Genomic DNA, 19,647 nt, shown 5'->3' with positions numbered 1-19,647 from the left:
AAACAAGAAATGAATAAAGATATCAAAGCCCCAGTTGCTGAAAAGCAACCAACTAAGTTAGAGAAACACGGAGATATACGTACTGATGATTATTTTTGGATGCGTTTAACTGATGCTCAAAAAAATGCAGAAGTTAAAGACGAACAAACTCAAAAAGTATACGATTACTTAAATGCAGAGAACGCTTATTATGAAGAAATGACAAAAGAAACTAAAGAGTTTCAAGAAGAGTTATTTCAAGAAATGAAAGGGCGCATAAAAGAAGATGATGAGTCAGTACCATACAAAAAAGATGGATACTTTTACATAACTCGTTATGAAAAAGGACAGCAATATCCTATTTATAGCCGTAAAAAAGAAACTTTAGAAGCAGAAGAGGAAATCATGTTCAATGTGAATAATGAAGCAAAAGGATATGATTATTTCCAGCTAGGAGGGTTAAATGTGTCGCCAGATAATAAAATGACAGCTTTTGCTACAGACACAGTTAGTCGTCGTCAATATTTTATTAGAATTAAAAACTTAGAAACTGGTAAAATCTATAAAGATATTATTGAAAATACCACTGGAGGTTCTGTATGGGCTAATGATAATAAAACGTTGTTTTATGCTAAAAAAGATCCTGTAACGTTACGTTCTTCAAAGATTTACAAACACACATTGGGTTCTGATGCATCTTTAGATGAATTAGTGTATGAAGAAAAAGACGATACGTTCGGAGCTTTTGTTACCAAATCAAAATCTAAAGATTATATCATAATAGGTTCGTATAGTACTGTTTCAACAGAATATCATGTATTAGATGCTAATAATCCTGATGGAGAATTACAAATAATTCAACCACGTGAGCGTGATTTAGAATATGAAGTAGCACACTACGGAGATCATTTTTATATTAAAACCAATAAGGACGGAGCAACCAATTTTAAGTTGATGAAAACTCCTGTAGATAAGCCTGGGAAAGAAAACTGGGTAGATGTAATTCCACATAGAGAAGATACCTTATTTGAAGATTTTTCAATTTTTAAAGACTATTTAGTTTTAGAAGAAAGAAACGAAGGATTGAATAAAATCCGTATTAAACGATGGGATGGAACTGAAGACTACTACTTACCTTTTGAAGAAGAAACCTATTCAGCAGGAGTATATGGTAACCCTGAATTCGATACAGAGGTAATTCGTTACTCATATAATTCAATGACAACTCCAAGCTCTGTGATTGATTTCAATATGAAAGACAGGTCAAAAGAAGTTAAAAAGGAGCAAGAAGTTTTAGGAGGAAAGTTTGATAAAAATAATTATGTAAGCAAGCGTATATGGGTACCTGCACGAGATGGTAAAAAAGTAGCGTTATCAATTGTACACCATAAAGATACGAAGCTTGATAAAAATACACCAATCTTACAATATGCGTACGGTTCTTACGGATATACAATTAATGATGGGTTTTCAACAACACGTTTAAGTTTATTAGATCGTGGATTTGTATATGCTTTAGCGCATATTAGAGGAAGTCAGTATTTAGGACGTGAGTGGTATGAAGATGGTAAAATGTTGAACAAGAAAAATACATTTACCGATTTTATTGATTGTTCTAAATATTTAATTGATAACGGTTATACATCTCCAGAGCATTTATATGCTATGGGAGGTTCTGCAGGAGGTTTATTAATGGGGGCTATTGTAAATATGAATCCTGAGCTATATAACGGAATCATAGCTGCGGTGCCTTTTGTTGATGTAATTTCTACCATGCTAGATGATAGTATTCCATTAACTACAGGTGAATATGACGAATGGGGGAACCCGAATAATAAAGAATATTACGATTATATTAAGTCGTATTCTCCATACGATCAAGTTGAAGCAAAAGCATATCCAAATATGTTAGTAACTACAGGTTTACATGATAGCCAAGTGCAGTATTGGGAGCCAGCAAAATGGGTAGCGAAACTACGTGAATTAAAAACAGATAACAACATGTTATTCTTACATACTAATATGGAAGCAGGTCATGGAGGAGCCTCAGGAAGGTTCGATGCTTTAAAAGAAACAGCAGAAGAATATACGTTCTTTTTAATGTTAGAAGGTAAGTTAAAAAAATAATTATATTTTTGCGCTCGATTGAGTGTAAGTGTCATTGCGAAAGCAACGAACAATCTCAACAGATTTTTCGTGTCTAATTTTCGTAATGACACTTTTTCTTATTTATAAAACATAATGAAAAGACATCAAGGTATTACCAATTCAATAATAGATTTAGTAGGTCAAACCCCCATGATTCAACTGCATCGAATTACCCAAGACTTACCGGGTACGTATTATGCAAAAGTTGAAGCTTTTAACCCAGGTCACTCTGCTAAAGATAGAATTGCATTGCATATCATAGAAACAGCAGAACAAAAAGGAATCGTAAAAGAAGGAGATATTATTGTTGAAACAACATCTGGTAACACAGGGTTTTCATTGGCAATGATTAGTATTGTAAAAGGATATCGATGTATTTTGGCAGTGAGTGATAAGTCTTCTCAAGACAAAATAGACATGTTAAAGTCTATGGGAGCAGAAGTACATGTTTGTCCTGCAAATGTTACTCCTGACGATCCTCGTTCGTATTACGAAGTAGCTAAAAGATTGCATAGAGAAAATCCAGGGTCTATTTATATCAATCAGTATTTTAATGAACTAAATATTGAAGCACATTATAAGAGTACGGGACCAGAAATTTGGGAACAAACCGACGGAAAAGTAACTCACGTAGTTGCAGCAAGCGGGACAGGAGGAACGATTTCTGGAACAGCACGTTATTTAAAAGAACAAAATCCTGATATTCAAATTTTAGGAGTCGATGCGATGGGCTCAGTGATTAAAAAGTATCATGAAACAGGTGAGTTTGATTCAAATGAAATTAGTCCCTATAAAATAGAAGGTTTAGGTAAAAACTTAATTCCAACTTCTACTGATTTTGATGTAGTAGATGTGTACGAAAAAGTATCAGATAAAGAAGCGGCTTTAAAAGCCAGAGAATTAGTGAAAGCAGAAGGTATTTTTGCGGGATATACTTCAGGAGCAGCCTTACAAGCTACACAACAATACGCAGATAACGGTTTTTTTGATGAAAATAGTGTAGTAGTCGTAATTTTACCAGACCATGGTTCTCGTTATATGAATAAGATTTATTCTAATAAGTGGATGAAAGAGCAGGGGTTTTTATAGGTAGTTCTTACTTGCTCTTGTAGTCCTTAGGAAGATTAAAAGAGAATTTTTTCATTTCTTCTCTTTTAATTTTATTGGTAATTGTATAGTTCTTTTTGTTAAGAAATTGTACCATAATAGGATAATTAGCTTTATTATTAACGTTTTTTAATTCACCTTCTTTGTATTCGAAAATATTAAATGTCCAATAATTATGATTGCTATAATTTGTTAAGGTCATTGTAATAATTTCATGGTTTCCGTCTCCATCAAAATCGTATTCTGGTCGAATAGTATCCATTTTATCAGTAAAAGAAATCTTATGGAAGGTAGAGTCTTGTGTTTGAAATAAGTATATTACTCTAACATTCATTGCTGAAATACCATTACCCATATACGGAATTATCATTTTTATGTCTTCCAGACCATCACCATTTATATCTCCAACGTAAATAGGATCGTGACCTGTATTTATTGTTGAAAATAACATGCTTTCTGGAAATTTGCAGATTTCTTTTTTATTACGAAATAAGCGAATCGTAGAAGTGTTTTCGAAATAAGTAAGTAAAGAGGTTAATTGAACTGTTAAGCTCTTTTTATTATCAAAAAAAGAGTCAATAGTAAGTGTGTGATGTATCGTATTTTTTGTGTCTAACCAATCGTAAAGCTTCCAGTTCTTATATTCTTTATATTCTGTAGAAGGAAGTTTTTCAAAAGGAAATTGAGCAAACGAAAAGCTGCTAATTAAGAGAAATATAGTGAAGTAAAATTTTTTCAAAGTGCAGCAATTTACAATAGTTTTATTTGAGATTATAAAGATAAGAAGTTTTTTTACTTTAGAGTTTACTGTATGTAAATTGACTTTGTTAAAAATTTATTCTAATAACTGTATGAAAAGATAAGGATTTTCATGAAACCCTTAACTTGTTGTTTAGTCTTTAGGAAGAGAGTTTTCCTATAATTGACAATTTAGCAAACTGGAGAATTAACTATAGACAATCGATGTGTGAGGAGAAATGATTTAATATTTATTCTGATAACTGGATGAAAGATTGATGTTTTTTAGTTAATCTATACCAAAGCAATAAATTTTAATAGTGTAGCTATACCCCATGGCAGTTTGTCCACTGTTTAGCGCAGGAATGATAGCATATTCTCCTTTTTTAAGTATGTCATCAAAAATTATTTCGTAGGTGTTTTTTTCAATCTTTTTAAGCTTGAAAGTTACTTCATTTTCAGAAGTATCTCTTGCATTTCCTCCCAATGCTATACTACTTTGAATAAATTGTCTTTTTTTTCTTTTTTCATTAGCCTTTATAACGGTGAATAAATCTTCAGGATTTAAAAGTCCTTCATATTTAAATACAATTTTTGGTATTGATTGATTATTAAATCTAACATTAGATTTAGCTTTAAATGCTATTAATTGAGTTTTAACACCTCCATAACCTAGAGCCTTGACTTTTGCTTCGTATTTTGCTTTAACTTTTTCTAAGCTTACTAAATCATCTCGATTTAAATAATAGGGTTCATTAAAGTTTTTTAAATTTAATTTTTTTTCATCTGTTATTTTTTTTGACCAAGTTCCGTCTGAGTGTAGTATAAAAATTTCACCACTAGAGGTTACAGCTTCTTTTGTTTGAGCTAAAGATGGAGATACGATAATCAGTATAAGTAAAATAAGATACTTTTTCATAGTCAAAATTTTTAATAATCAAAAGTATTAAAAAAGAACTATTCATACAACAAATACTGTTCACGTACCTTTTTAAAGTCATTTAGACCTTCTTGCCAACTTGCTTTGATTTCTTCTTCAGAAAGTCCTTGTTCAATTTGTCCTTGTAGTTTTTTAGTTCCTGCTAGTTTGGTAAAAAAAGCATTGAAAAAATCTTTTTTAGGAGACTGCTTATAGGCTTTCACTAACCAACTAAGATTTAGGTTAACTAAACGTTCAGAAGTGCTTAAATCTTCCCCAAAACACATTTTTTCTTTATGTTTTGGATGTTTTGCACCTTCATTGGGTTGTGGTGTAAAACTAAAATCAGTTTTTTCTAAATGTGGTGAACCATAAATTTGAAATTGTTTATCTGTTCCTCTTCCAGCAGACACATTGGTTCCTTCAAAAAAACATAAACTAGGGTATAAGTTTATTGAAACATCGTTCGGTAAATTAGGCGATGGTTTTATCGGTAAACTATATGTTGATTGATGTGTGTAATTTTCTAGCGGAATTACGGTTAAGTTACACTGAATACCATTTGCTAACCACTTTTCACCATTAATCATTTTACCGTATTCACCAATTGTCATTCCGTAAACTACAGGAACAGGGTGCATGCCTACAAAACTTTTGTGTTCAGGTTCTAAAATAGGTCCGTCAATATAATGTCCGTTTGGGTTTGGTCTATCTAATAAAATTACAGGAATATTTGCCTCGGCACAAGCTTCCATCACATAATGTAACGTAGAGATATAGGTGTAAAAACGTGCGCCTACATCTTGAATATCAAAAATAACAACATCAATTCCGTTTAATTGTTCAGGCGAAGGTTTCTTGTTTTTTCCGTACAACGAAATAATTGGAATCCCTGTTTTTACATCTTTTCCATCAGCTATGGCTTCACCAGCATCAGCTTTTCCTCTAAAACCATGCTCAGGAGCAAATACTTTTTGAACGTTAATTCTATCGTAACTATGTAAATAATCTACTAAGTGATGTTGTACCATTTCAGACCCCATAATGTTGGGGGCAACTTCAGCTCGTTGTAACACTTGCAATACGGAAGTTTGATTTGCAACTATGGCAATATTTTTATTCTTTAAAAGAGGAAGGTAAGCTGTAGTTCTATCAGCACCCGTTTTAATTGTTTTTGGCTGTTCTTGTATTGGCACTTCTTTAGTAGTTGATTTTTTTTGTTGTTGTGCACAAGAAGAAAATTGAAAACTGAATACTAAAAAAAGTAAAAAAACGTAATTAAAAGTAAGCTTCATCTATAAAAAATTAAAACATAAAGGTACAGATTTCTATTTTTTAAGAATAATAAAAGTTAAAGAATTAAAACCTAGGTAATCTTCTCTTTCTTTACATAAGAATTAGTTACTTTTGGTTTGTAAAAAAGAAAACATTTGAACTTCGAATTATTTATAGCAAAACGAATCATTGCTGGAAAACAGTATAAAAGCAGTATTTCATCACCAATTATTACCATTGCAACCATTGCAATTGCTCTTGGTGTAGCTATTATGTTAATTGCAGTGTCGATTACCTCTGGGTTTCAGAATAAGGTGCGCGATAAAATGACAGGCTTTAAAGGGCATATTCAAATTGTAAATTACGATAATAACAATTCAGATGTTTCAACAGTACCGATTGATATTAACCAAGAGTTTTATCCAGAGTTTAAAAACATTGACGGCATAAAAAAAGTACAACCTTTTGCTAATGTTGGAGGGATAATTAGAACTCCTACTGATTTTGAAGGAATTATTTTTAAAGGAGTTTCGGCTGATTACGATTTTACTTTTTTTAATGAGTGTTTAGTTGAGGGTCGTTTACCAGATTTTACCCAAGATAGAAACCGAGAAATTCTAATTTCTCAATCTATTGCAAACCGATTGCATTTTAAACTAAACGATACCATTCAAACATGGTTTGGAGCAGAAAACAGTAGTTTGAAATTTAAATCAAGAAAGCCAATTATTGTGGGAATATACAATACAGGTTTTGAACAGTTTGATAAGATTATGTTGTTGGGAGACTTAAGAGAGGTTCAAAAAATTAATCGTTGGAAAGACAATGAAATAGGAGGCTTTGAAGTGTTGATTGATGATTATGATATGCTTAAAGAAAAAGGAGATGAAGTGTATACAAGTATTGGAGCAACCTTAAATAGTATTACCATTGTAAATAATTATCCTGCTATTTTTGAGTGGTTAAAACTATTAGATAATAACGTATGGTTTATTATTGGAATCATGGTGTTGGTTGCTGGAATAAACATGGTAACAGCATTGTTGGTTCTTATTCTAGAACGTGTACAAATGGTTGGAATTTTAAAAGCATTGGGAAGTGTAAATTGGAGTATCCGAAAAATATTTTTATACAATGCTTCTTACTTAATTTTAAAAGGATTGTTCTGGGGAAATCTCATCGGACTTAGTATGCTTTTAATTCAAAAATATACGAAGTTAATAAGTCTAGATCCTGAAACTTATTATGTATCGACAATGCCTGTAGATATTAATTTCTTGGCAATTTTATTGTTAAACATAGGTACGCTAATACTTTGCTTTTTAATGTTGATAGTACCTTCATATATCATTACAAAAATTCGCCCTTCAAAATCCATTCGATTTGCTTAGTTTTGCATAACATTAATAAGATATGAAGTACGCAAAAAATATATTAGAAACTATTGGTAACACACCTTTAGTTCAATTAAACTCAGTAACAAAAGAAGTAGATGCTTTAGTATTAGCTAAAGTAGAAACGTTTAATCCAGGAAACTCTGTAAAAGACCGTATGGCACTTAAAATGATAGAAGATGCCGAAGCAGATGGTCGTTTAAAACCAGGAGGTACTATTATTGAAGGTACTTCAGGAAATACAGGAATGGGATTAGCATTAGCAGCTATTGTAAAAGGGTACAAATGTATTTTTGTAATTTCAGATAAGCAATCAAAAGAAAAAATGGATATTCTGCGTGCTGTAGGAGCAGAGGTAGTTGTTTGCCCTACGAATGTAGAACCAGATGATCCTCGTTCATATTATTCAGTATCTAAGCGTTTAGGGGAGGAAACTCCAAACTCTTGGTATGTAAATCAATATGACAATCCTTCAAATGCACAAGCACATTATGAACAAACAGGACCAGAAATTTGGGAACAGACCGATGGTAAAATCACACATTTTGTTGTTGGAGTAGGAACAGGAGGAACGGTTTCAGGGACTGCTAAGTTTTTAAAAGAAAAGAATCCAAATATTAAAATTTGGGGAGTAGATACATACGGTTCCGTATTTAAAAAATATCACGAAACTGGTATCTTTGATGAAAATGAAATCTATCCATATATTACGGAAGGAATTGGGGAAGATATTTTACCTAAAAATGTTGATTTTTCTTTAATTGATGGATTTACAAAAGTAACTGACAAAGATGCTGCTATTTACACACGCAAAATAGCTAAGGAAGAAGGGATTTTTGTAGGGAATTCAGCAGGTTCAGCTATTAAAGGATTATTACAGTTAAAAGACGAGTTTAAACCTGATGATGTAGTGGTAGTGTTGTTTCACGATCATGGAAGCCGTTATGTAGGAAAAATGTTTAATGACGATTGGATGCGTGATAGAGGATTCTTAGATGAAGAAATTACTACAGCTGAAGATTTAATTAAAGATCATATAGATAAACCATTAGTAACTGTTCAAACAGAAGAATTAGTATCGCATGCTATCGAAAGAATGCGTGCATTTAAAATATCACAGATTCCTGTAAGAGATGTAAATGGGTTTGTAGGTTCAGTAGATGAATCAGCATTATTATATAGTTATTTAGAAGATAAAAATATAGCAGAAAAGCCTATTAAAGATGTAATGGGAAGAACATATCCTACAGTTAAAAAATCAGCTTCTATTGATGAGGTATCTAAGTTAATTAACAAAGAAAATCAAGCAGTTTTAGTTGATTTAGAAAATGGAAAACACCACATCATTACAAAATATGATATAATTAGAGCTATTTAAAATTAGCATCTCTAAAGAGAATAAAAACAGGAAGCCCACTCAATTTGAGCGGGCTTCTTTGTTAATCAACTAATTCAAATAATTTACACAATGAAAACAATGTTACTTGCTTACGGTATTGTTGTTTCCAATATCTGTGCCAAAATTATAAATAAAAAGCGGTACTTTATTTAATTTTTAATTATTTGACATTTTTTTAACGTTAAACCGTTAAAAAGTTAAGGATATTTTAATTTAAGGTTAGCTAGCGTGTTTGTGTGCTTTATACGATGAACGTACTAAGGCACCACTTTCTACATACATAAAGCCCATTTCTAACCCTAATGTTTCGTATTTTTTGAATTGTTCTGGTGTTATAAATTCCTTAACAGGTAAGTGTTTTTTACTAGGTTGTAAATATTGACCGATAGTAATAACATCCAATCCAACATTACGTAAGTCTTTCATGGTTTGTATTACTTCATCTTCTGTTTCGCCTAAACCAAGCATAATTCCAGATTTAGTACGCATTCCGTTTTCTTTTAGGTATTTTAAAACCCCCAAGCTACGATCATATTTTGCTTGAATACGAACTTCACGAGTTAAGCGACGTACCGTTTCCATATTGTGAGAAACAACTTCAGGAGCTACTTCAATAATACGGTCTATTAATTTTTCGTTTCCTTGAAAATCAGGAATAAGAGTTTCTAAAGTAGTATTCGGATTAGCTCTACGAATAGCCTGTACTGTTTCAGACCAAATAATAGAACCTCCATCTTTTAAATCATCACGGTCAACAGAGGTAATTACCGCATGTTTAATATTCATTAATTTAATAGAACGAGCTACTTTTTCAGGTTCATCCCATTCAACGGTGTCTGGACGTCCAGTTTTAACACCACAAAACCCACATGAACGTGTACAGATGTTACCTAAAATCATAAAGGTAGCAGTACCTTCTCCCCAACATTCACCCATGTTTGGACAGCTTCCACTGGTACAAATAGTGTTTAATTTATATTTATCAACAAGTCCTCTTAGTTCCGTGTATTTTTTTCCTACAGGTAATTTTACACGTAACCATTTTGGTTTTTTCGTTCTTTCTGGTGTTGCTACAGTTTCGTTTGCCATTCCATAAAAATTGAACTGCAAATTTACAAAGAAAAGATTTATAAACTAAGTAAAAACCAAATACTAAATCCGAACAAAAAAACAATACCTATAAGACTCAAAATGCGTAAACCAATATTTGGTCTGTACTTTTTTGGCGTATGCTTACCAGTAATTAAGATATAGTTGAGAATAGCATAAAACGGAGCTGTTAAAAAAGATAAAACTGTGGCTATTCGTACAAGAAATACCATATCACTTAAAAAACAATATAAAATAACAGAGGTTCCAAGCGTTAACAGTAGTAACCAAAACCAGTAGCCTAATTTTATTGTTCTTGTTGTTCTCGGAAAAAGTAAAAAAGAAGATTTTTCCATAGCTCTTGGTGAAGCATCTAATGTTGTAATGGTAGTACTAAACATAGTTGTAAAAGCTGCAATACCAATAAATACAGAAGAAAATTCTCCTAAGTTTTTTGTGTATAAATTGATTAGTTGAGAAGCAAAAATAGTTCCTTTACTAGAGAATGATTCTCCTGATTGATGCATAACTAAAGCACCTAACATAACGAAACAAACTCCTAAAAATAAGGCTCCAATATAGCCAACATTAAAATCAAAAATGGCTTGTTTAGGCTTTATTTTTACAAAAGTAGTTTTGTCTTTTTCTACCGACCATAAAGAATGCCAAATAGAAATATCCAACGGAGCGGGCATCCATCCTAAGAAAGCAATTAAAAAGGTTACTTGAGCTGTTCCGCTAGGTATTATTTGTTGAAAGCTAAAACCCTTGTCAGTTTTAAATAGGGCAATGTTTACGGCTATTATAGTGCTAATGGTTAAAATAGCAATAATATACTTCATTAAGTTATCTAAAAATTTGTATTTCCCTATGCCTAGTAAAACAATACTAATGAACATAATTAATACAGACCACGCTACTAAATCAAGTGAAATACCAAAAATATTAGAAGCTAAACTGGCTGTAACAATAGTTACTGCAGCTTGAATGGTAAACATAGTTGCAATATTTAATATGAAATAGCTGATTAAAACTCCTTTACCAAGTTTTTTATAACCATCTAAAAGCGTTTCGCCTGTTGCTGTAGCATATCGAGGGCCAAATTGAAAAAAAGGATATTTGATAATGTGTACTAGGAGTAAAGCCCATAGTAAACCAAAGCCAAAATCGGCACCAGCTCTAGTTGATTGTACTAAATGGGAAACACCTATGGCAGCACCAGCAAATAATAGTCCAGGGCCTAATAGGTTTAAGAGAGATTTTTTCATGAAAAAGAGAGCTTAAAAGTTTAAATAGTCACCATCTTTTAACTTTTCAAACAAAGTTTTCAGATGCTTTTTTTCTTCTCTTTTTGGTTGAAATTCTTTTTTATGTAGATATTTTCTTATTGCATTAAACTGTAAAATCATAAAGTTTTGATTTTTATGGTTTTGCAATTTATGATTTCTTTATTATTTCAGCTAATAATTTTTTTGCACGTAATAATTTTACTTTTACATTATTTATCGGTTCCCCAATTTGCTCAGAAATTTCTTTATAACTTAATTCTTGAAAATACCGAAGGTTGATGACATCTTGATATTTTGGTTTTAATTTTTTAATGTCTTTTAGAAGTTTCGCTAAGTTTTGTTCAGTAATAATTTTGTCTTCAGGAGAAGGAGCGTCATCAACAACAGCATACACTTCTTTTTCTTGTTCTTCAGTTGTTTGTGTATATATGGTAGATTTTTTCTTTCGAAGAGAATCGATGTATACGTTTTTTGAAATTGTAATTAACCAAGTTTTGAATTGATAGTTTTCATCAAAAGTTTCAATTCTATCAAAGGCCTTAGAAAAAGTCTGAATAGTAATATCTTCAGCATCATTATCATTTTTGGTTTTTTTCAGCTGAAAAGCATACACGCTCCCCCAGAAAGTATCTAATAAATAATTAAAAGATATTTGATTTCCTTTTTTAGCTTGTTGAATGTGGTGAAATACTTTTTCCTGATTTATGTCCAATGCTTGGGTTTCAAAATTTGATTTGATATAAATATACTAATTTATAGCGATATTCGGTAAATACCAAGTATACCAGCTATAAAAAACTAAGTAACTCTAGTTATGGAAGAGTAATATCTTGAACGATATAACATCTAAACATAGATTTTTTTACTTCCTTTTGCAAAATAGTAGCTGCTGTAAGAGAGAAGGGTAAAGTGATAAATTCTAAAAAAGATTAGTTAATTGGTACTTGTTTAATAATTATGTTGAGGTTCACTACAAGTATCAAACTGGTCTGGAGTTTTACCACAAAATCCACAAGCTTCACCACTCTCATTTAACATCGGGTTTTGGCTAGCACAAGTACCAGCAAACTCTCCGTCTTTTTTTGCCCAAATTTTAATGGCAATTCCAGCAAATGCTAACGCTAATAATCCTATGGTAACAAAAATTAATTTCATGATGTATTGTTTTGTACTGCAAAGATACGAACTTCATATTTTTTTGTATGAAATTAAATAAATTTATACTAATGAAATTGAAGTATGGCTAAAATGTTAGAATTAATTGTAATTTTATAAAATAATGTTTACCTCTATTTCTAGGTTAATATTAAACTTTTCTTTGATAGTGTGTTGAATATTTTGTGCCAATTCATAAATTTCATTTCCCTTTGCATTTCCGTAATTTACTAAGACTAAGGCTTGCTTTTCGTGGACTCCATAGTCGCCAAAACGCTTTCCTTTAAATCCACTTTGTTCAATTAACCAACCAGCTGGTACTTTAATTTCAGTATCAGAAATAACATAACTAGGAGTATTAGGATACTTTTTCTGAAGTTTTTCAAAATGTTCTCTTGAAATTACTGGATTTTTAAAGAAACTACCACTGTTTCCTATTTCTTTTGGATCTGGTAATTTTGATTGACGTATGGCGATTACAGCATCAGAAATATCTTTTATAGTTGGATTTGTAATATCTTTTGAAGCTAACTCAGACTCAATAGCTCCGTAGGAAGTATTAAGTTTGTGATTGTTTTTAGTGAGTTGAAAACTTACTGAAGTTAACACATATTTCCCTTTGGCTTCGTTTTTAAATATGGAATTACGGTATCCAAACTGACATTCTTCCGCAGAAAAAGAAACTAATTTTCCTGTTTTTATTTCAACAGCTTCTACTTTTGTGATAGTATCTTTTACTTCAACACCGTAAGCACCAATATTTTGGATAGGACAAGTACCTACATTTCCAGGGATTAGAGATAAGTTTTCCAATCCACCATAGTTTTGAGAAACGCACCACAACACAAATTCATGCCAGTTTTCACCAGCATTTACAGTTATGTAGATGTCATTATTATTTTCTCTATCAATAGAAATTCCTTTAATATCAATATGTACAACTAGGTTTTCAATATCTTTGGTAAGTAACATGTTACTACCACCAGAAATTAAAAAAAGATTTTTTTCCTCTTTTAAAAGCTGTTGTAGTTGGTATACAGAAGTAATAGAAACAAAACGTTTGGCATTTACATCAATACCAAACGTGTTGTACTCTTTTAAAGATATGTTTTCTTGAATATTCAATTAACTATTATATTTTTCTAAGGCGATTTTTAATATCTCAACTGAACGTTTTAAATCGGCTTTGTTTAAAACATAGGCAATACGCACCTGATTTTTTCCTTCACCTTCGGTAGAATAGAATCCACTTGCAGGAGCTACCATTACCGTTTCATTATTATCGCTGAATTTTTCTAAAATCCATTGAGCAAAGTCATCTGTATCTTTTACTGGTAATTCAGCAACACAGTAAAAAGCACCTTTAGGATTGGCAACTTTTACTCCTTCAATTTTTTGCAACTCAGAAATCAAGGTATTTCTACGATCCTCATACTCTTCAATAACTTCATCAAAATAACTTTGAGGAGTATCTAAAGCAGCTTCACTGGCAATTAAGGCATAGGTTGGTGGGCTTAGACGTGCTTGAGCAAATTTAATAGCTGTTCCAATAAATTCTTCATTTTTAGAAACAATACAACCAATTCTTGCACCACACATACTGTAACGTTTCGATACAGAATCAATCATAATAGCATTTTGTTCTAATCCTTCTAAAGCCATTACCGAGTTATGCTTTTCACCATCATAGGTAAACTCACGATATACTTCATCAGCAATTAAAAATAAATCATGTTTTAACACAATTTGTTTTAGCTTTTCAATTTCTTCTTTGCTGTATAAATATCCAGTTGGATTCCCAGGGTTACAAATTAAAATTGCTTTAGTTTTTGGAGTAATTAACTTCTCAAAATCTTCAATAGCAGGTAAAGCAAAGTTATTTTCAATTTTAGAAATAACAGGAACTACTTTTACACCTGAAGCTGTAGAGAAACCATTATAGTTAGCATAAAAAGGTTCAGGTATAATAATTTCATCTCCTGGATCGGTAATACTACCAATAGTAAATAATAAAGCCTCTGAACCTCCTGTAGTAGCTATGATATTATTAGCCGTTACATGAATGTCATTTTTAGCATAGTAATTAGCAAGCTTAGTCCTGTATTCTTCTGAACCTTCAGATCTAGCATATGATAATACTTCAATACTATTGTTTTTTACTGCGTCTAAAGCAACTTGTGGTGTTTTAATATCAGGTTGACCAATATTTAAATGATAAACTTTTGTTCCATTTTTTTTAGCAGCCTCAGCAAAAGGAACCAATTTACGAATTGGTGATTGAGGCATTGCGTTTCCTTTACTAGAAATTGATGGCATTTTTAAATTAAATTAGTTGTTTGAAAGGCAAATTTGCAAAATATATTTGAGAGTATTAGAATGTTTACGATGAAAAAATCGGTTAAAAAAATCATAAAAACCAGAATTTCTAAAATGAAGGTTGTATATTTAAGTATATAACTATAAAATAAGTTCTTTTGAATAGATTATTACTATACTTTTTTATACTTTTTTTAAGTACTTCAGCTTTTACTCAACAAAACTTTCAGTTTTTAGGTAAAGAGATTGATAAACAATCGATAAAGTTTCAGTTAATTAACAATTTAGTCGTTATTCCATTGGAAATTAATGGACACAAACTATCATTTATTTTGGATACAGGGGTAAATAAGACAATTTTATTTAATCTAACTTCTAAAGATAGTATTGGTTTAAATAATGTAAAAAAAGTGTTTATAAGGGGGTTAGGGAGTGGAGCTCCAGTAGAAGCATTATTTTCTAGAGGTAATAATTTTAGAATTAAAAATATAGCTAGTTCTAATCAAGGGTTATATGTTATTTTGAAAGATGCTTTTGATATTTCTGCTAAAATGGGAACAACCATTCACGGTATTATAGGGTATGATTTATTAAAAGATGTTATAGTCAAAATTAATTATGCTAGCAAGAGTATTGATTTTTACAACCCTAAAACTTATAAACTGAATGTATGTAATAGATGTGAAAGTTTTCCTTTACAATTTTATAGAAATAAACCTTACATAGATGTAAATGTGCAAGTTGATACTTTGAAAACAACAATGTTACCAGTAAAATTATTAATTGATACAGGAGGTAGTGACGCAGTTTGGTTGTTTGAGGGAACAAAAAAAGAGTTGAAAACACCTAAGAAGTTTTTTAAAGATATAATAGGAGAGGGGTTTAGTGGTACTATCTATGGAAATAGAAGTAGGCTTCAGAAAATTTCTATAGGAAAGTTTAAAATAAGTGAACCAACAGTATCTTTTTTAGATTCTTCATCAACCTTTAATGCCAGACAATTTAAAGAAAGGAATGGTAGTATTGGCGGAGGAATTTTAAAACGTTTTAAGGTATGGCTTGATTACCCGAATAAAAGAGTAATACTGAAAAAGAACGCTTCATTAAATAGAGGCTTTTATTATAATATGAGTGGTCTACATATAATATATGATGGGCAAGAGTTAATAAAAGAAAAAGGAGCGACTAAGTTTGAAGATGCTTATGGTTCAAATAATCAAACACAAAAAAGTAATGTAATTTCTTTAGTAAGTACATATTTTTATCGTTTTAAGCCTAAGTATAAAATAGATAAAGTAGTAGAAAATTCACCAGCTTTTAAAGCAGGTCTTCAAATTGGAGATGTAATAAAGAGAATTAATGGAAAGGCAGCACATGAATATCATTTAAATGAGATTATAGATATGTTTCATACAAAACCAGGTAAGAAAATAAAGATAGAAGCAGAAAGAGCAGGTGTTAGGCTAAGGTTTATGTTTAAGCTAGAACAAAGAATATAAAAAAAGCTCAACATTTGTTGAGCTTTTTTTTATGTATAATAAGTTTTTAGCTATCGCTTACCGTACTTTTCTCTTTGGCAGGAGTTGCATCCTTTACAATGAATCCTTTAATTTTAACTCTTTTTCTTTTGTTTTTAGCATTTGAAATAACAGTTAAAGTTTTAGAAAAACCACCTAATCTTTTTGTGTCATAAGAAACTTCAATTTGTCCTTTTTTACCAGGCATAATTGGCTCTTCAGGTTTAGTAGGTACTGTACATCCACAAGGAGATACGATATCCTTAATTATAATAGGAGCTTCACCTACGTTTGTAAATTCAAATACGCGTTTTCCTTCAGACCCATAAGCTATTTTTCCATAGTCAATAGTTTCAGTTTCAAATTTAAATTCTTGAGCGCTTACTGTTAAGGTAATAAAGCAAACAGCGATAAATGATAAAATTGTTCTCATAATGTTAAAAATTAATTTTTTAGGGTATTAACCGCTACAAATTTAGTATTATTTCTTTAAGTTCTAAAAAAACAACCTCTAATTTTCTGTACCTCATAGATAGTTGTATTTTTGCTAATCGAATTTCAAAAACAATGCCAAAGGTTAAAAAATGTTAAATTATTAACCATAAAGATACACATAACATATGAATATTCCATCAAAATATAATTCCAAAGAAGTAGAAGGAAAATGGTACGATTACTGGATGAAACACAATTACTTTCATTCAGAAGTAGATGAACGAGAACCATACACAATTGTAATACCTCCACCAAACGTAACAGGAGTGTTGCATATGGGACATATGTTAAACAACACGATTCAAGATGTGTTAATTCGTCGTGCTCGTTTACAAGGAAAAAATGCGTGTTGGGTTCCAGGTACTGACCACGCCTCAATTGCTACTGAAGCAAAAGTAGTAGCGAAATTAAAAGAACAAGGTATTGATAAAAATGATTTAACTCGTGAAGAATTTTTAGCACATGCTTGGGAATGGAAAAATGAGTATGGAGGGATTATTTTAGATCAATTAAAAAAGTTAGGAGCTTCTTGTGATTGGGAACGTACTGCATTTACCATGGATCCTGCATTGTCAGAATCAGTAATTAAGGTATTTGTGGATCTATATAATAAAGGGTTAATTTACCGTGGATATCGTATGGTAAATTGGGATCCAGAAGCAAAAACTACACTTTCTGACGAAGAAGTTATCTACGAAGAACGTCAAGGTAATTTATATTACTTACAGTACGATATAGTAGGTTCTGAAGAAAAAGTAACTATTGCAACTACACGTCCAGAAACTATTCTAGGAGATACAGCTATTTGTATCAACCCAAGCGATGAGCGTTTTACGCATTTAAAAGGTAAAAAAGCAATTGTTCCTTTATGTAATAGAGAAATTCCAATTATTGAAGACGAATATGTAGATGTTGAGTTTGGTACAGGGTGTTTAAAAGTAACTCCTGCACACGATGAAAATGATAAAACCTTAGGAGATAAGCATAAGTTAGAAGTAATCGATATTTTTAATGAAGACGCTACCTTAAATTCTTTTGGATTACATTATGAAGGAAAAGACCGTTTTGTTGTTAGAAAGGAAATATCTAAAGAATTAGAGGAGAAAGGTTACTTAATTAAAACAGAAGTTCATACTAATAAAGTTGGGACTTCAGAAAGAACGAAAGCGGTAATTGAACCAAGATTATCGGATCAATGGTTCTTAAAAATGGAAGAGTTGGTAAAGCCAGCTATTGAAGCTGTATTAGGAGAAGATAGAGAAGTAAAGTTATTCCCTAAAAAGTTTGAAAATACATACCGCCACTGGATGGAAAACATCCGTGATTGGAATATTTCTCGTCAATTATGGTGGGGACAACAAATTCCTGCTTTCTATTTTGGAGATGGAAAGGAAGATTTTGTAGTAGCTGAAAATATTGAAGATGCAGTAAAATTAGCTCAAGAAAAAACAGGTAATTCTTCGTTGTCTGCGTCAGATTTAAAACAAGATCCAGATGCGCTAGATACTTGGTTCTCTTCTTGGTTATGGCCAATGTCGGTTTTCGATGGAATTCGTAATCCAGAAAATGAAGAAATAAAGTACTACTATCCAACCAATGATTTAGTAACTGGACCAGATATTTTATTTTTCTGGGTGGCACGTATGATTATTGCTGGATATGAATACAAAGATGAACGTCCGTTTGAAAACGTATACCTAACAGGGTTAGTACGTGATAAGCAACGTAGAAAAATGAGTAAATCCTTAGGGAACTCACCAGATGCTTTAAAGTTAATTGAAGATTTTGGAGCTGACGGAGTTCGTGTAGGGTTATTATTAAGTGCAGCGGCTGGAAACGATTTATTATTTGATGAAGATTTATGCCAACAAGGAAAAGGATTTGCTAATAAAATTTGGAATACCTTCCGTTTAATTAAAGGGTGGGAAATAGACGAAAGTTTAGCTCAACCAGAAACGGCTAAAATAGGATTAGCTTGGTATGAGGCTAAGTTTAATAAAGTGTTGTTAGAAATAGAAGATCACTTTAGTAAGTATCGTTTATCAGATGCTTTAATGGCAATTTACAAGTTAATTACTGATGATTTCTCATCATGGTTATTAGAAATTGTTAAACCAGGATACCAACAACCAATCGATGCAAAAACATATAAAGCTGTAATAGAAGTATTAGAGAATAACTTAAAAGTATTGCATCCATTTATGCCTTTCTTAACAGAAGAAATTTGGCAACACATTACTGAAAGAACTCCAGAAAGCGCATTAATCATTGCTAAATATCCAACAGTAGGAGAAACAAATGAAAAATTGATAACGAATTTTGAGTTTGCTACGGGTGTAGTTTCTGGAATTAGAACAATTAGAAAAAATAAAAATATTTCGTTTAAAGACGCAATTGAACTGTCTGTTGTAAATAACGAAAAGTTTACAAAAGAGTTTGATGTAGTAATTCAAAAGTTAACGAATGCTTCAGAAATTAACTATGTTACCGAAAAGGTAGAAGGTGCAGCATCTTTCCGTGTAAAATCAAATGAATATTTTGTTCCGATTTCGTTAGATACCATTGATGTAGAAGCAGAAATAACTAAGCTAAATGCAGAGTTAAAAAGAGCTGAAGGTTTCTTAACAGGAATTCAAAAGAAGTTGTCTAATGAGCGATTTGTAAGTAATGCACCAGAGCAAGTAATAGCCCTAGAGCGTAAAAAAGAGTCAGACACCTTAGCTAAAATTGAAACAATTAAAGCTAGTTTAGCTTCTCTACAGTAAGTTAATTGTTTTAAATAAATAAAAAAGTCCGCTGTAAACTTACAGCGGACTTTTTATATAGT

The 19,647-nt window shown here is 31.5% G+C and carries 16 protein-coding genes; 6 read left to right on the top strand and 10 right to left on the bottom strand.

The features are described from left to right. Nucleotides 1–9: 9 nt before the first annotated feature. On the top strand, nt 10–2,106 hold the full coding sequence (locus tag D6200_RS04680; protein WP_073183445.1) for a S9 family peptidase: 2,097 nt from the start codon (nt 10–12) through the stop codon (nt 2,104–2,106). A gap of 114 nt (nt 2,107–2,220) precedes the next feature. Next, nucleotides 2,221–3,216 (top strand): PLP-dependent cysteine synthase family protein, encoded by a 996-nt coding sequence (locus D6200_RS04675; RefSeq protein ID WP_073182986.1) that lies wholly within the window; start codon nt 2,221–2,223, stop codon nt 3,214–3,216. Nucleotides 3,217–3,223: 7 nt separating this feature from the next. Here D6200_RS04675 and D6200_RS04670 read toward each other — a convergent pair whose 3' ends face one another. From D6200_RS04670 to D6200_RS04660, 3 genes are all read right to left on the bottom strand, one after another. Next, nucleotides 3,224–3,973 carry an FG-GAP repeat domain-containing protein gene (locus D6200_RS04670; RefSeq protein ID WP_047789485.1) on the bottom strand — a complete coding sequence of 250 codons (750 nt, stop codon included), beginning with the start codon at nt 3,971–3,973 and terminating at the stop codon, nt 3,224–3,226. A 288-nt stretch (nt 3,974–4,261) separates the two neighbouring features. Further along, nucleotides 4,262–4,891, bottom strand: a complete 630-nt coding sequence (locus tag D6200_RS04665; protein WP_073182984.1) for a hypothetical protein — start codon at nt 4,889–4,891, stop codon at nt 4,262–4,264. Nucleotides 4,892–4,929: 38 nt separating this feature from the next. Then, nucleotides 4,930–6,186 (bottom strand): exo-beta-N-acetylmuramidase NamZ family protein, encoded by a 1,257-nt coding sequence (locus tag D6200_RS04660; RefSeq protein WP_073182981.1) that lies wholly within the window; start codon nt 6,184–6,186, stop codon nt 4,930–4,932. A gap of 135 nt (nt 6,187–6,321) precedes the next feature. Here D6200_RS04660 and D6200_RS04655 point away from each other — a divergent pair, with 135 nt between their 5' ends. After that, the gene (locus D6200_RS04655; protein ID WP_073182978.1) at nt 6,322–7,557 is read left to right on the top strand and encodes an ABC transporter permease; all 1,236 of its coding nucleotides are present in this window, start codon (nt 6,322–6,324) and stop codon (nt 7,555–7,557) included. Nucleotides 7,558–7,579: 22 nt separating this feature from the next. Further along, nucleotides 7,580–8,938, top strand: a complete 1,359-nt coding sequence (locus tag D6200_RS04650) for a pyridoxal-phosphate dependent enzyme (RefSeq protein ID WP_073182975.1) — start codon at nt 7,580–7,582, stop codon at nt 8,936–8,938. 240 nt (nt 8,939–9,178) lie between these two features. Here D6200_RS04650 and lipA read toward each other — a convergent pair whose 3' ends face one another. From lipA to D6200_RS04620, 6 genes are all read right to left on the bottom strand, one after another. Beyond that, nucleotides 9,179–10,048, bottom strand: a complete 870-nt coding sequence (lipA, locus tag D6200_RS04645) for a lipoyl synthase (protein WP_047789490.1) — start codon at nt 10,046–10,048, stop codon at nt 9,179–9,181. Between the two features lie 38 nt (nt 10,049–10,086). Continuing rightward, on the bottom strand, nt 10,087–11,316 hold the full coding sequence (locus tag D6200_RS04640; protein ID WP_073182973.1) for an Nramp family divalent metal transporter: 1,230 nt from the start codon (nt 11,314–11,316) through the stop codon (nt 10,087–10,089). 169 nt (nt 11,317–11,485) lie between these two features. Then, complete coding sequence (locus tag D6200_RS04635; protein WP_082118657.1) at nt 11,486–12,049, bottom strand: RNA polymerase sigma factor; 564 nt, start codon at nt 12,047–12,049, stop codon at nt 11,486–11,488. Between the two features lie 236 nt (nt 12,050–12,285). Then, nucleotides 12,286–12,492 carry a membrane or secreted protein gene (locus D6200_RS04630; protein ID WP_073182971.1) on the bottom strand — a complete coding sequence of 69 codons (207 nt, stop codon included), beginning with the start codon at nt 12,490–12,492 and terminating at the stop codon, nt 12,286–12,288. A gap of 114 nt (nt 12,493–12,606) precedes the next feature. Then, nucleotides 12,607–13,617: a UDP-N-acetylmuramate dehydrogenase gene (gene murB / locus D6200_RS04625; RefSeq protein WP_073182968.1), complete on the bottom strand. Its 1,011-nt coding sequence runs from the start codon at nt 13,615–13,617 to the stop codon at nt 12,607–12,609. Beyond that, nucleotides 13,618–14,808: a pyridoxal phosphate-dependent aminotransferase gene (locus D6200_RS04620; RefSeq protein WP_073182966.1), complete on the bottom strand. Its 1,191-nt coding sequence runs from the start codon at nt 14,806–14,808 to the stop codon at nt 13,618–13,620. A 158-nt stretch (nt 14,809–14,966) separates the two neighbouring features. Between D6200_RS04620 and D6200_RS04615 the strand changes: the two genes are divergently transcribed. Continuing rightward, complete coding sequence (locus D6200_RS04615; protein WP_073182963.1) at nt 14,967–16,307, top strand: aspartyl protease family protein; 1,341 nt, start codon at nt 14,967–14,969, stop codon at nt 16,305–16,307. Between the two features lie 46 nt (nt 16,308–16,353). On the opposite strand, the gene D6200_RS04610 is transcribed toward D6200_RS04615, so the two are convergent. Then, on the bottom strand, nt 16,354–16,758 hold the full coding sequence (locus D6200_RS04610) for a DUF1573 domain-containing protein (RefSeq protein ID WP_047789497.1): 405 nt from the start codon (nt 16,756–16,758) through the stop codon (nt 16,354–16,356). A 187-nt stretch (nt 16,759–16,945) separates the two neighbouring features. On the opposite strand from D6200_RS04610, the gene D6200_RS04605 reads away from it, so the two are divergent. Then, on the top strand, nt 16,946–19,585 hold the full coding sequence (locus D6200_RS04605; protein WP_073182960.1) for a valine--tRNA ligase: 2,640 nt from the start codon (nt 16,946–16,948) through the stop codon (nt 19,583–19,585). The last annotated feature ends 62 nt before the right edge of the window (nt 19,586–19,647 follow it).

The sequence above is a fragment of the Tenacibaculum mesophilum genome (assembly GCF_003867075.1).
GTDB classification, from domain to species: Bacteria; Bacteroidota; Bacteroidia; order Flavobacteriales; family Flavobacteriaceae; genus Polaribacter; species Polaribacter mesophilus.
This window is presented reverse-complemented; position numbering and strand designations above follow the sequence as displayed.

Coding starts and splice junctions, on each gene's coding strand:
- D6200_RS04680 (WP_073183445.1), top strand. CDS start 10: ATGAATAAAGATATCAAAGCCCCAGTTGCTGAAAAGCAACCAACTAAG.
- D6200_RS04675 (WP_073182986.1), top strand. CDS start 2,221: ATGAAAAGACATCAAGGTATTACCAATTCAATAATAGATTTAGTAGGT.
- D6200_RS04665 (WP_073182984.1), bottom strand. CDS start 4,891: ATGAAAAAGTATCTTATTTTACTTATACTGATTATCGTATCTCCATCT.
- D6200_RS04660 (WP_073182981.1), bottom strand. CDS start 6,186: ATGAAGCTTACTTTTAATTACGTTTTTTTACTTTTTTTAGTATTCAGT.
- D6200_RS04650 (WP_073182975.1), top strand. CDS start 7,580: ATGAAGTACGCAAAAAATATATTAGAAACTATTGGTAACACACCTTTA.
- lipA (WP_047789490.1), bottom strand. CDS start 10,048: ATGGCAAACGAAACTGTAGCAACACCAGAAAGAACGAAAAAACCAAAA.
- D6200_RS04640 (WP_073182973.1), bottom strand. CDS start 11,316: ATGAAAAAATCTCTCTTAAACCTATTAGGCCCTGGACTATTATTTGCT.
- D6200_RS04630 (WP_073182971.1), bottom strand. CDS start 12,492: ATGAAATTAATTTTTGTTACCATAGGATTATTAGCGTTAGCATTTGCT.
- D6200_RS04620 (WP_073182966.1), bottom strand. CDS start 14,808: ATGCCATCAATTTCTAGTAAAGGAAACGCAATGCCTCAATCACCAATT.
- D6200_RS04610 (WP_047789497.1), bottom strand. CDS start 16,758: ATGAGAACAATTTTATCATTTATCGCTGTTTGCTTTATTACCTTAACA.
- D6200_RS04605 (WP_073182960.1), top strand. CDS start 16,946: ATGAATATTCCATCAAAATATAATTCCAAAGAAGTAGAAGGAAAATGG.